This window comes from uncultured Sulfitobacter sp. (assembly GCF_947499945.1).
Taxonomy (GTDB): domain Bacteria; phylum Pseudomonadota; class Alphaproteobacteria; order Rhodobacterales; family Rhodobacteraceae; genus Sulfitobacter.
The window spans coordinates 687563-700542 of record NZ_CANMQD010000002.1; the positions used below are offsets into that span (position 1 = coordinate 687563).

Sequence of the window (12980 nt, forward strand, 5' to 3'; positions counted from 1 at the left end):
TGGTTACGATGAGCCAAGAACCCTCTCTTATCAAATACCGCTATTTGGACCCATAGGCGCTGACGTCAGACACTCGGTGTATACGGTAAAGCAGACTCGCACTGAGCCGACTACTACGGACATCGTGCCTGCCGAAGCAGATTTTTGAGGTGGCCCCCAATCTTCTACTAAATCTCAATGGCGTGGCATGTCATCCGTTGGCTTTGCCAAATGGAAGACTTCTTGATCAAACCGGATATGATTGGGAAACAGGTCTCTTGATCTTGAATGGATCGTCGCTATTCCCTCCGATATATCAGACCCCTACGGACGATCAGCTCCTAGAGGCTGTCGAAATGTGCCTGACACCGTTCAGCGAGTATCGGTTCTTGGATCGATTTCTTAGCGTATCGGCAGTACTCTTCTCGGCTATTTTGGCGGTGATGAGGCCTGCTCTGGCCACCGCTCCGCTGAATGCATCCACATCTAAGAAAATTGGTGTGGGCAAAGGATATTTGCACCAAGCCATTGCTGTAACCGCGACTGGAGACCTTCCACAATTCAGATCCGTTGAGCGGAATAATCCTTCAGAATTCGGAAAAGTAATATTTACTGAGCTATTAGAAAGAAAACCGATCATCGCTTTTGGTAATATGGATGGACTTCTCAACAATGAAACACTGTCGTCGTTTCTAACTTCACAAGTTTGGTCGGATCGAAATTTGGGTGCGAATAAATCGGGAGCCCTGCTTCGCAACGTCGTCTTAACGATGCTCAACGGTGTCAATTTGCATGTGGGCAAGAACATGGCTCGATAGGTTTTGATGATTGGACTGAAAGAAGCTGCTCATGGTCACCGCTTCCGCCGGTTTGATTTTTTGCCCTATCAAAAGGCTAATGAAAGCCACGCCGGAATTATTGCCACTGCTTTGACGATCACTTGTCATGCTGCATAATGGTCTATGTACAGAAAACGATCGGCTCGTTTGAAGAAGCGCCCGCCATCATTCGCCTCCCAATTGCTGACATTACGAACCGGCTGCCGTCGGAAATGCTTATTGATCCTATCATCCTCTTCGAAGACCTTGTTGAACAAGACCTCGATAGCCCCGCTGAGATCGAACTGCTTGAAGTGATAAACATTGCAAAGAAAGGCGAAGCGTCCACTGTGAATGAACTGCGGCACATTGCTGTTAAAGATGAGGCTTTGGATCGCACAATAGGAGATCTCTGTGCTTCCTTTCCGAGCATGTCTACCGCATTCGGTTGCGGCAGTTCTCACAAACTTGCGCGGTAACCTTTCTAGTGACCTTCCCCTTCACTCCCGTAAATCAAGGGGAACAAACACTTAGTACATTGAGGTGACAAAAACTGAACAGGATGCGTGACATGGTTGTTTTGCCTTTCTGAAAAAAGCAGTCGGGTGGTTTTGTACAGCTTGAGAGTTCAAAAAAGGAGTTGTTTAATAATGGTACTACGGTGTGTGTATTATTAAACGATTATTATAACAGCGCAAAATAGGCAAAGTGCCGTTTTTACATTGATCCTAGAGCCTCATAATAATCCTCATGGGGCAGATTGTCTGTGCCGAAGTGCACGGCACAACGGGGGACATATGTAATGAACTCATACGATGAGGTGCAGTTTCCGGCGCCGTGGCATGACGTGTCCTGCCAGACATGGCATCACGATAATACAATGTTGTTTGAGTATACCAAGCAGGGCAGGCAGGCGGCTTTGGCCGCGATGGGTGTGACCGGATTCAACAGCGGCATGCCTGCCTTTGATGGCAAAATTTTGGATGACGAGATATGGGATATCCTCGCCTATATCCGCTCCATCTGGCCCGAGCGGGAGCGCGATGTTCAGGCTGGTCGAAACCCGCCGCATCAAAACGCACGAAGATTAAATCCACATCAGCCCTTGACCCTCCAGCTACTGGAAGCCCTATCTGCTATTTGATACAGAATAGGAGCCTCACCATGAGCCGCGAAAATTCGACCACATTCCATGTCCGTGAGATGTCCTGCGCTTCTTGCGTAGGGCGGGTAGAAAAAGCGTTGCTGGCCGTGCCGGGGGTGCAGTCGGCATCTGTAAACCTTGCGGCAGAGACAGCGACAGTCGCGATGGCGGAAGGGTCGGGTATGGAGCCTGTCGTTACTGCGCTCAAAGACGCGGGCTACCCTGCGGAGCTGCAAACATACAGGTTTTCAATCGAGAATATGTCTTGTGCGTCCTGTGTCGGGCGGGTTGAGCGCGCCCTCGGCGCAGTGCCGGGTGTTGTGACGGCTTCGGTCAATCTGGCGCAGGAAAGCGCAACAGTTCAAGCACTTGGTGTCTCCGCTGCGCAGATTTCACAGGTGGCGGGCGCTGCCGGTTATCCGGCGCGGTTGATTACGGATGAGGGGGACACGGACGATACCCGCGACCGCAAGGCATCCGAGGCTGCACAACTAAAATCCATGACACTGCTAGCCGCAGCGTTGACCTTGCCTGTTTTCGTCCTTGAGATGGGCAGTCACCTGATCCCTGCGCTGCACATGTGGATCATGGACACGATGGGCATGGGGCTCAACTGGGGGATCCAGTTTGTCCTGACGACCCTTGTTCTCGCAATCCCCGGGCGGCAATTCTATCTCAAAGGGTTTCCTGCGCTGTTCAAAGGTGCGCCTGACATGAATTCCCTTGTCGCTCTTGGCACGTCTGCGGCATGGGGGTTTTCCACAGTCGCTTTGTTTGTGCCGATGCTTTTGCCAGAGGGCACGCGCGCAGTTTACTTTGAGGCGGCAGCGGTCATTGTCACGCTTATTCTGCTGGGCCGGTTCCTTGAGGCCCGCGCTAAAGGGCGCACAGGGCAGGCGATTGCGCGGCTTGTCGGGCTAAAGGCCAAAACCGCCCATGTGGAGCGGAGCGGCGAGATTGTGGAGCTATCTGTCGATGAAATCGTGGTTGGCGATCTGGTGCAGGTGCGGCCAGGAGAAAAGATTGCCCTCGACGGGATCGTGGTGCGCGGCGTTTCTTATGTCGATGAGAGCATGATCACCGGAGAGCCTGTGCCCGCTGAGAAATCGGAAGGCACAGAGGTTGTCGGTGGCACGGTAAACGGCACTGGCGCGCTGACATTCCGCGCCACGAAAGTGGGCGGAGACACAATGCTGGCCCAGATCATCCGCATGGTCGAAGAGGCACAGGGCGCCAAGCTGCCCATTCAGGATCTGGTCAACCGGATAACGCTTTGGTTTGTGCCTGTGGTGATGGGCGTTGCGGCGCTGACCTTTGTCGCATGGCTGGTGCTGGGGCCGTCTCCCGCCCTTGGTCTTGCGGTGGTAGCGGCGGTGTCTGTCCTGATCATTGCGTGCCCCTGTGCGATGGGGCTGGCGACGCCGACGTCGATCATGGTGGGCACGGGTCGTGCTGCGGAGCTCGGGGTTTTGTTCAGGCGTGGCGATGCCTTGCAGTCGCTGGGCGATATTGAGACTGTTGCCTTTGACAAGACCGGCACACTGACGCAAGGGCGTCCGGAGTTGACCGATCTGCAGGTGATGGAAGGGTTCCAAGAGAGTGATGTGCTGCGGCTGGTGGCTTCGGTTGAGGCCACGTCCGAGCATCCTATTGCTGCTGCGATTGTGCGGCGTGCGGATCAGGAGGGGCTGGCACTTGGCGTTGTTGACACGTTTCAATCGATCACAGGGTACGGTGTCAGCGCCGTAGCTGATGGGCATGAAATCCTTGTTGGAGCCGACCGCCTTATGGTGCGCGAGGGTATCTCGCTTGATGCCTTGCAAGAATTTGGCACAGCGCTGGGGCAGGCGGGCAAGACCCCGCTCTATGCTGCAATTGACGGGCGTTTGGCCGCGATCATTGCAGTATCTGACCCCATCAAACCCAGCACGGCGCAGGCAATCGAAGCCCTGCACGCGCTGGGTCTTAAGGTTGCGATGATCACGGGTGATAATCAGGCCACGGCGGAAGCAATAGCCGCACAGCTGGGCATTGATACGGTCGTTGCCGAGGTCCTGCCGGAGGGCAAGGTCGCAGCACTACAACAGCTGCAATCGGGAGGGCGCAAGCTGGCCTTTGTCGGGGATGGGATCAATGATGCACCTGCCTTGGCCCATGCGGATGTGGGGGTGGCTATCGGCACAGGCACCGATGTGGCGATTGAGGCGGCGGATGTGGTGCTGATGTCTGGTGACCTGAACGGAGTCGTGAACGCGCTGCATGTGAGCAAACGCACAATGCGCAACATCCGCCAGAACCTGTTCTGGGCTTTCGGCTATAACGCATTGCTGATCCCGGTGGCGGCAGGGGTGTTCTATCCGCTCTCGGGTCTGATGCTTTCACCCGCACTGGCTGCAGGGGCGATGGCGCTGTCGAGTGTGTTCGTGCTTTCCAATGCGTTGCGGCTGCGGTGGATCGCCCCTGCGACTGTGGAAGTGCAGACTACACGCGCTGACAACGACAAACTTGTGCCAGCAGCGGCAGAATAGGAGAGCGATGATGAACATCGGCGAAGTTGCAAAGAAAGCCGGCCTGCCACCGAAAACGATACGCTATTATGAGGACATCGGCCTTATCAAACCACTTCGGGACGCCAACGGCTACCGCAGCTTTCGGGACAGTGACATGCACAAGTTGGCGTTTCTGGGTCGGTCCCGTGCGCTAGGATTTACCATTGAGGATTGCCGTAACCTGCTGGCACTTTGGGACGACAAGGATCGCGCCAGCGCGGATGTTCGCGCGATTGCCAAGGAGCACCTCGCCCAGATCGAAAGCAAAATTGCAGACCTTGCGGCCATTCGTGACACGCTGTCGCATCTGGTTCGAGAATGCGCGGGTGATGGTCGCCCAGATTGCCCGATTATCAAAAAATTGGAAAACTTTTCGATCAAGTAAGGAACACTCCAGCGCTGGATGCTTGTTAATCTGCCAGAAATAACAATTTTTGGAGAATATACAAATGTCATATTGGCGCTTTTTCGCGATGATACTCACATCAACCACCGTCATGCTCGGACTGATGTACCTCAACACCTATGCACTGGATCACGTCTTCTTTAGTGAAACGCGCACCTACATGGCGATTTACATGGGGGCGGTGATGGCCGTAATCATGCTGGCCTTCATGCTGGGAATGTACACGAACCGCACTGCGAACATCGCAATTTTCGCGGGCAGTGCGATTGTGTTTGCAGGTGCTCTGTTTCTGGTCCGAAGCCAGTCTACCATAGATGACACTTCATGGATGAGCGCGATGATCCCGCACCACTCGATAGCAATCCTGACATCGGAACGGGCGAACATCTCCGACCCGCGAGTACGAAAGCTGGCCGATGACATCATCGAAGCGCAGCGACTTGAGATCGCGGAGATGAAAGCGCTCATTGCTGATTTGAACGGTGGTCCAGCCGCCACTCCTGAAATCGACGGTAAATAAGGGGTCGTGTAATGCCACTTGATCAATCAAAGACAAAAGCAAAGCTGTACCGGATGGTGACGGATGAACACACGTGTCCCTACGGTCTTAAATCAAAGGATCTGCTTGAGCGTCAGGGCTTCGACGTTGAGGACCACAAGCTTGAGACAAGAGAAGAAACAGATGCTTTTATGAAAAAGCATGGTGTAGAGACAACTCCGCAAGCATTCATCGGGGGTGACCGTATCGGTGGTTATGAGGCGCTTCGCGTTCATTTCGACCTCGACAAGCCTGAAAGTGAACGGTCGAACACGACCTACCAGCCGGTGATTGCGATCTTCTCGGTGGCATTTTTGATGGCGCTTGGTCTGTCTTGGTACAGTTTCGAGACGATATTCACCCTCCGTGCATTTGAATGGTTCATCTCGATTTCGATGTGTTTTCTGGCGGTGCAAAAGCTGCAGGACATCGAGAGTTTTTCGACGATGTTTCTCAACTATGACCTGCTGGCCCAACGATGGGTGCCTTATGGTAAGGTATATCCCTTTGGAGAGGCGCTGGCCGGTATCCTTATGACTGCGGGTGCGCTGACATGGCTTTCTGCGCCTGTGGCGATCACGATCGGCCTGATCGGTGCTGTGTCAGTCATCAAGGCGGTCTACGTCGACAAGCGTGAATTGAAATGCGCCTGCGTCGGTGGAGACAGCAGCGTACCGCTCGGTTTTATCTCGTTGACTGAAAATCTGATGATGCTTGGAATGGGTGGATGGATGTTGGCACGGATGCTTTGAGGTTTATCGGTCAAACTGGCTGCGTTCAGCGCATCCACGCTTGTATCACAAAATAGTTGCAAACCTTCCTGCGCTGGACGGATTGACAGGAAGGACGCAGTTGCCCACACGAGAGGGATGAGTATGCTTAAATCCATATATGCAATGATGAAAACGTTGGCGTGCGCTGCGTTTGTCTTTGCTTTGGTGCTCCTCCCTCCCTCCACCGCCCATGAATCAGCGGCCATGCATGGTGGCCAGCATTCCGCTTCCGAGACTTTGGCAGTTGGCGTTGATCACCAAACCTACGGTATGTCGCAGGTTGCTCAAGTAGCTGGAAATTGTGGGTCTGTGGATAGTGCCGAAGGGCAAGACCATGCGGCGGGTAAATGCTGTAGTGGTATTTGCAGTTCTGTAGTCCTCAATGAGACGGCCCCAGTCTTTGTCGAGCATACTATTGCTGACCGCTACATCCTCCTTCAAGCTCAGGCGCGCTCGACTGAGCCTTCAGGCTTTTTACGCCCTCCCCAAATTCTGACCTGATCATAGGCTCTTAACAGGGCCTTCGTTTCGCGCGCTTTGCACGCGGTTCCGAAGTTCATCAGTCAGGCACGATCCATGAAAATTCAAATACTTTTGGGGGCTTCGGCCCTTGCTCTTGGCGCATGCGCACAAGAACTCAAACCTTTGCCCTATACCGCGACGCCATTGCCCGTCGTTGCGGCGCAACAAGCCGTTACCAACGCGGCCGTTGTGTCGCCTGTGAGGTATCAAAATCCCCTTGCCGGATACACATATCGCGGCCCGACCGGCCCTCGCGATTGGCGCACCGTCAACGAAGAACAGTCGGAGGGAAATTGATGCGTATTTCTAAATTACCACTGATTGCCGGATTTCCGCTGTTTTTGGGAGCATGCGCTGTGGTAGTGCCTGGCGCCTATACGGAGCCCAAAGCAGGCTTTGCCAACGTTGCAAGCCAGGTGACACCTGCAATAGGAAAGCGAACTGTGTTTGCCGAAACCCAGGCTGAAAACGAGGCTTTGAGAAAACAAGTTCATGCGATGGTGCATCGTAAGACGATCTCGGCGGACACTGCCGTTCAGGTGGCATTGCTCAACAACAAAGGGCTTCAGGCATCCTATGCAAACGTAGGATTGTCAGCTGCTGACGCATGGCAGCAATCAACGCCAGAGAACCCTGTGGTATCGATCGGCATATTGGGGATAGGTGCGCCTGAATTGGGTGCCTACCGTGCCATCGAGGGTTTGATACGCGCAAATATTCTGGACGCGACAACGCGCAAACAGCGCCGCGAAATTGCTGACGCCAGCTTTCGCCAAGCACAGCTAAGCGCTGTAAATGACACCCTCGCACTGGCAAACCAGACCCGTCAGGCGTGGATCACATCCGTAGCTGCGTTTGAGGCTGTCGGGTATCTCAAACGCGCCAAAGTCACCTCGGATGCAGGGTCGGAATTGGCACGCAAGCTTGGTGAGACTGGTGCGCTTAACAAGGCAGGACAGGCCCGCGAGCAGGCGTTCAATGCCGAATTGGCGGGGCAGCTTGCAAAGGCCCGTCTGAATGCAGCCAAGTCGAAAGAGGAGCTGACACGGTTGATGGGCCTCTGGGGAACCGAGGTTGATTACTATGTGCCCGACGCATTGCCTGCTTTGCCCAAGTCAGTAGGCAACATTGGAAACATCGAAACGAAAGCATTGCGCAACCGCGTTGATCTGCGTGTGGTAAAGCTTGGTCTTGAAGCCCAAGCGGCAGCCTTCGGTCTTACGGATCAAACCCGCATCGTCAGCGATCTTGAAATTGTTGGTGGCGCGGAATTCGAGCGCGAGGCAGGCGAGGATGGCGATACCGAAAAGGTCCTTACACCTCAGGTGGAGCTCGAGTTTGCTATTCCCATCTATGACACAGGCAAGGCGCGGATGCGCAAGGCTGAGCTGATGTATCTGCAAGCGGCCAATGTGCTTGCGGAAACGGCGGTGAATGTCCGCTCTGAGGCGCGCGGGGCGCAAGCATCTTATCATGCCTCGTATAAGATTGCGCGGCACTACAGGGATGTCTTGGTTCCGCTGCGCAAGACCGTCGAGGAGGAAGGTCTGCTCTCCTACAACGGGATGATCACAAACACATTCGAACTGCTGACAGATGTGCGCGAGAAGTTGAGCGCATCTCTTGAGGCAGCAAACGCAAAAAGTGATTTCTACAGGGCTCAGGCCGATCTGACAGCCGCCATTTATGGCGGTGGTGCAGGTGGCGGTGGTGCTGTTGGAGAAGGCGCAACAGTTGCCGCCGGTGGCGGCGCAGGACACTGAAAGGAAAGATGATATGTTGAATAGACGTCAATTACTCGGAGCAGGTGCTGCTGGTGCAACGCTTGTCTCTTCCCAAGCTTGGGGCAAGACCCTGAACATGGGTTTGCCAGAAGCTGCACAAATGGACAGTGCGGCGACGGCAATCACGCCGCGCCCCTCTTCGGGTGTGGATTACAATCCTGTTGTGACCCTGAATGGATGGACCCTGCCGCACCGCATGAACAACGGGGTCAAGGAATTCCACCTTGTCGCCGAGCCGGTTGAGCGCGAGCTGGCCGATGGTATGATCGCCCACCTCTGGGGCTACAACGGCCAGTCGACCGGTCCCACGATTGAGGCCGTGGAGGGTGACCGCGTGCGGATATATGTCACCAACAAATTGCCTGAGAATACCTCCGTGCATTGGCATGGGCTGATCCTGCCCTCGGGCATGGACGGTGTGGTGGGCCTCAGCCATCCGGGGATCAAACCGGGCAAAACCTTTGTCTATGAGTTTGATCTGATCAAATCCGGCACCTTCATGTATCACCCGCACGCCGACGAGATGGTGCAGATGGCCATGGGGATGATGGGCATGTTTGTGGTCCACCCCAAAGACCCGACCTTCATGCCAGTCGATCGCGATTTCCTGATCATGCTCAATGCTTTCGACATTGATCCCGGCACTTATGTCCCGCGCATCATGACGATGTCTGACTTCAACCTGTGGACATGGAACAGCCGGATTTTTCCCGACATTGATCCGCTGGTCGTGAACCGAGGCGACAAAGTGCGCGTTCGCGTCGGCAACCTCACGATGACCAACCACCCGATCCACATGCACGGTTATGACTTCAAGGTGACCTGTACCGACGGTGGCTGGGTGCCGGAGTCTGCGCAATGGCCTGAAGTCAGTATTGATATTCCTGTGGGTGCGATGCGGGCGTATGAGTTCACCGCTGATCACTTGGGCGACTGGGCTATTCACTGTCACAAGTCGCATCACACGATGAATGCCATGGGCCATGACGTGCCAACGTTCATCGGTGTCAACAAAGAGCAGTTGACCAAAAAAATCCGCTCGTTCCAGCCTGACTATATGCCGATGGGTACGGCGGGTATGGGCGACATGGGCAAGATGACCATGGAATTGCCCGACAACACGATCCCGATGATGAACGGATGGGGACCGCACGGACCCATCGAGATGGGTGGCATGTTCTCTGTTGTGAAAGTCCGCGAAGGCATCGAGGCGGACGATTACGAGGACCCGGGCTGGTACGACAATCCTCCCGGCGAGCAAGCGTATGAGTGGACTGGCGAATTGCCGGAATTTGCCTCCAACGACAGTCCGAAAACCATTCTCACACCCAAACCAACGCAGAAGGGCTGAAACAGTCTTTTGATCGACCTTACACATAAATCTACACACTTAAATCTACAGGATAAACTGATGAAAAACCTACTTTTGACGACAGCACTCGCCTTCACTCTTGTCGCACCAGCATACGCTGCGGGCACCCACGACGGGGGACATGACGAGGTAAAGACTGAAGAGGCCGAAGGCCACGGCAACCATGATGCGGGACACGGTGACGCCCACGCTGAAATGATGATGATCGGGATGCCAGGTGACGCCGCAAAGGTGGACCGGACAATCAACGTGACCATGGTTGAAACGGACGATGGCAAAATGCTCCTTGAGGGTGACGAGATGACCTTCAAAACTGGTGAAACGATCCGGTTTGTCATCGAGAACAAGGGCGAACTGGAGCATGAGTTCGTGTTGGACACGATGGAGCGCAACGCCGAGCACAAAATCGAAATGGCCAAAATGATGATGGAGCATGACGATCCAAACCGCATCACCCTTGATGCGGGAGCCTCTGGTGAGGTGATTTGGACCTTTGCAAATGACGGTGCATTCGAGGCCGCTTGCCTCATTCCGGGTCACTACGAATCCGGTATGTTCCGCGTTGTTGCCGTTGGCGAACACGCAATGATGGCGGATATGAAAATGGCAGCAGCAGAAGTGCAAGTGGCGCAGGCCGTTGTTGAATACACCAAGGGCAAGGTGACAAAAGTGGATGCAAAAGGCGGTAAGGTCACGATTGATCACGGCCCTCTGTTGAACCTTGATATGCCTGCTATGAAGATGGTGTTTCGCGCGGACGAGGCAATGATTTCCAAACTGTCCGAAGGCCAAGAGATCGAATTCGTCGCCGAGCCGGTTAAAGGCAAGCTGACCGTTACACAACTTAAGTAACATGTTCAGGAGGCGATGTGTTTCATCGCCTCCTAGCATCCGATCAAACGATCCCATGTTTGTGTCAACGCCCCCCCAAAGCACTGGTTAAATGGAGCATGAAATGAAGATTTTCTTTATGACGCTACTCACCCTGAGCAGCTGGAATATTGCCGCGATGAGCGCGCAGGCAAGCACGGGAGTAGGCGAGGAGCCTCATGCCCGCGCATACGACCACCCTGGACATGTTCCCATCGGAGAGCCGGCATCGGGAAAAGAGATCACCCACACAATCGAGATCAATATCGAGGAAACGCAAAGCGGTTATATGCTTTTCGACCCTGACGCGATCCATATCAAAGAGGGATCGGTCGTTCGGTTCGTGATCAACAATTTTGGTGATCTGGACCATGAGTTTTTCCTGGGATCTTTTGAAGAGATCAAAAAGCATCAGCAATGGATGCTAGAGCACCCTGAAATGAAGCATGAAGATCCAAATGCGGTATCGATCCCAAGTGGGTCGAGCAAAATGCTGGACTGGAATTTTTTGAGCAAAACCAACCTCGAGTTCGTCTGCTTGGTCACGGGGCACCGCGAGGCGGGGATGTTTGGCGTCATTATGGTGCATGACCACCTCGCGCCAAAGCAATGAGCCATTCAGAGGTGATAGGGTTCTGGGATAAATATTACGTTATTGTTCATGATCTGGTGCTGTTTTTCGGCTATCTATACGACGATACAGTGCCGGACTGGATCCACCCGATCATCCATCTGATTTTTGTTCTGGCACCTGCACTGCTGTTGGCTGTCTTGCTTTCTTTTGTGATACGCGGGCTGATTGAACGGTCTCGGCGGCAACCGCCTGAAGAACCACATTCTTCTACTGTAAGAGGTCTTGATCCCAGCCTTTTCAAAACTGTTTTGAAATACTCTTGCAAGCAGCAAGTATTGATGATCATCCTTAGCCTTGTCGCAATGCCGATCCTGTATCTCACGCTGGAGCTGCCGAAACAGATCGTAAACAGTGCATTGGAGGCAGACCGCTTCCCGATCACCTTCTTGGGGTATGAATTCGAACAGGTGACGCTGCTGATGACGTTGTCGGGACTTTACCTGCTGGCGATAAGTGCGAGCGGTCTGAACAAGTACGTTTTGAATGTCTTCAAAGGATATGTCGCAGAGCGATTTTTGCGCAGGTTTCGCTTGCTGGTGTATCGGCAATGGCGCCACGACCCGAATGCGGGAGACCAGAGCGAAATTGTCCCTATCCTCGCTCAAGAAGTCGAACCCATCGGCGGATTTGCGGCAGATGTGCTGACGCTTCCTGTTCTTCAAGGTGGCACACTCGCCACGATATTATTGTTTATGTTTATGCAGGACCCCGTTCTGGGTGCTGCAGCGCTGACCGTATTACCTATCCAATTGATCCTCCTCCCCAAGCTTCAACGCCGTGTGAACGGATATTCTCGGACAAGGATCAAGGAAGTACGGTATCTGGGCAGACACCTCAGCGATCAACTTCGAGACGCGAGTAGTTCGTCACGATTTGCGCCAACACTCATCAGCTTTCGAGAGCTGGAAGAGGTCCGGAGACGTATCTCTATTTTGAAGTTTTTCATCAAGGCACTGAATAACTTTTTGACCGCACTCACGCCATTCCTGTTTTATTCGCTGGGGGGCTATTTCGTAATTGAGGGCCGCATCAGCCTCGGGGCGCTTGTTGCAGTGCTGGCAGCCCACAAGGATTTTTCCGCACCACTGAAAGAGCTCTTCCGATACTATCAAACATTGGAAGACACTCGGATCAGATATCATGAGATCACGCAGTTTTTCTCATCATTTAGCCGAGAAACAGAAGTGGGACCAATGGCTGATCCACTGCCGCACCAGTGCAGAGCATCGTATTCAGATGAAGTGTTTCACCTTGGGGGCAGGTCTCATTCCGTCTGACGCTTCACTAAGTACGGTCGGTGTCAAACCATATAGTTTTTAGCGTTATGGCAGAGGCATGAACGATAGCGTCCCTCTCTACATCGCGCTTCAGGATGTTAAACCTGCTGTCGTGCGATTTTCTGTCGAACTATAGTCGTAAGGTGAGGGTCTGAAGTATCTGCATAGCTTGCTTTGATTGGTTCTATCGAGAAGCTCCGCTTTGAATGACCAGCTTGACTACAGGGTGGGGCTATTTGGACCTGTCCCGCTTTAGTGCTGCCCCAAGTGCTCGTTTAAGCCACTTTCCCTTCGAAAGCGACGGGGCTTTTCCA

Annotated in this window: 14 protein-coding genes; all 14 read left to right on the forward strand. The window is 53.6% G+C overall.

Annotated features, from left to right (window positions below):
• The first annotated feature begins 149 nt into the window (after positions 1–149).
• The 14 genes from Q0775_RS13500 to Q0775_RS13565 all read left to right on the forward strand — a co-directional run bounded on the left by Q0775_RS13500 (position 150) and on the right by Q0775_RS13565 (position 12666).
• A complete protein-coding gene (locus Q0775_RS13500) occupies positions 150–797 on the forward strand; it encodes a hypothetical protein (RefSeq protein ID WP_298861708.1) in 648 nt (215 codons plus the stop codon).
• A gap of 137 nt (positions 798–934) precedes the next feature.
• Positions 935–1276, forward strand: a complete 342-nt coding sequence (locus Q0775_RS13505; protein ID WP_298861711.1) for a hypothetical protein — start codon at positions 935–937, stop codon at positions 1274–1276.
• 323 nt (positions 1277–1599) lie between these two features.
• A complete protein-coding gene (locus Q0775_RS13510; RefSeq protein WP_298861714.1) occupies positions 1600–1941 on the forward strand; it encodes a hypothetical protein in 342 nt (113 codons plus the stop codon).
• Between the two features lie 20 nt (positions 1942–1961).
• A complete protein-coding gene (locus Q0775_RS13515; RefSeq protein ID WP_298861717.1) occupies positions 1962–4469 on the forward strand; it encodes a heavy metal translocating P-type ATPase in 2508 nt (835 codons plus the stop codon).
• 10 nt (positions 4470–4479) lie between these two features.
• Entirely contained in the window at positions 4480–4875 is a 396-nt protein-coding gene (cueR, locus tag Q0775_RS13520) for a Cu(I)-responsive transcriptional regulator (RefSeq protein ID WP_298861719.1), read from the forward strand.
• A 64-nt stretch (positions 4876–4939) separates the two neighbouring features.
• Positions 4940–5416 carry a DUF305 domain-containing protein gene (locus tag Q0775_RS13525; RefSeq protein ID WP_298861722.1) on the forward strand — a complete coding sequence of 159 codons (477 nt, stop codon included), beginning with the start codon at positions 4940–4942 and terminating at the stop codon, positions 5414–5416.
• 11 nt (positions 5417–5427) lie between these two features.
• Positions 5428–6186, forward strand: coding sequence for a glutaredoxin family protein (locus Q0775_RS13530; protein WP_298861725.1), 759 nt, complete (start codon positions 5428–5430; stop codon positions 6184–6186).
• A 123-nt stretch (positions 6187–6309) separates the two neighbouring features.
• Positions 6310–6708 (forward strand): hypothetical protein, encoded by a 399-nt coding sequence (locus tag Q0775_RS13535; protein WP_298861728.1) that lies wholly within the window; start codon positions 6310–6312, stop codon positions 6706–6708.
• A gap of 75 nt (positions 6709–6783) precedes the next feature.
• Positions 6784–7026 (forward strand): hypothetical protein, encoded by a 243-nt coding sequence (locus Q0775_RS13540; protein ID WP_298861730.1) that lies wholly within the window; start codon positions 6784–6786, stop codon positions 7024–7026.
• Positions 7026–8492, forward strand: a complete 1467-nt coding sequence (locus Q0775_RS13545) for a TolC family protein (RefSeq protein ID WP_298861733.1) — start codon at positions 7026–7028, stop codon at positions 8490–8492. The genes Q0775_RS13540 and Q0775_RS13545 overlap by 1 nt, the downstream gene beginning before the upstream one ends.
• 13 nt (positions 8493–8505) lie before the next feature.
• Positions 8506–9864 carry a copper oxidase gene (locus Q0775_RS13550; RefSeq protein WP_298861735.1) on the forward strand — a complete coding sequence of 453 codons (1359 nt, stop codon included), beginning with the start codon at positions 8506–8508 and terminating at the stop codon, positions 9862–9864.
• A gap of 60 nt (positions 9865–9924) precedes the next feature.
• Positions 9925–10737: a copper-binding protein gene (locus Q0775_RS13555; protein WP_298861738.1), complete on the forward strand. Its 813-nt coding sequence runs from the start codon at positions 9925–9927 to the stop codon at positions 10735–10737.
• Positions 10738–10840: 103 nt separating this feature from the next.
• A complete protein-coding gene (locus Q0775_RS13560; RefSeq protein WP_298861741.1) occupies positions 10841–11368 on the forward strand; it encodes a plastocyanin/azurin family copper-binding protein in 528 nt (175 codons plus the stop codon).
• Positions 11365–12666 (forward strand): ABC transporter ATP-binding protein, encoded by a 1302-nt coding sequence (locus Q0775_RS13565; RefSeq protein ID WP_298861744.1) that lies wholly within the window; start codon positions 11365–11367, stop codon positions 12664–12666. Before Q0775_RS13560 ends, Q0775_RS13565 begins: the two co-directional genes overlap by 4 nt.
• Positions 12667–12980: the final 314 nt, after the last annotated feature.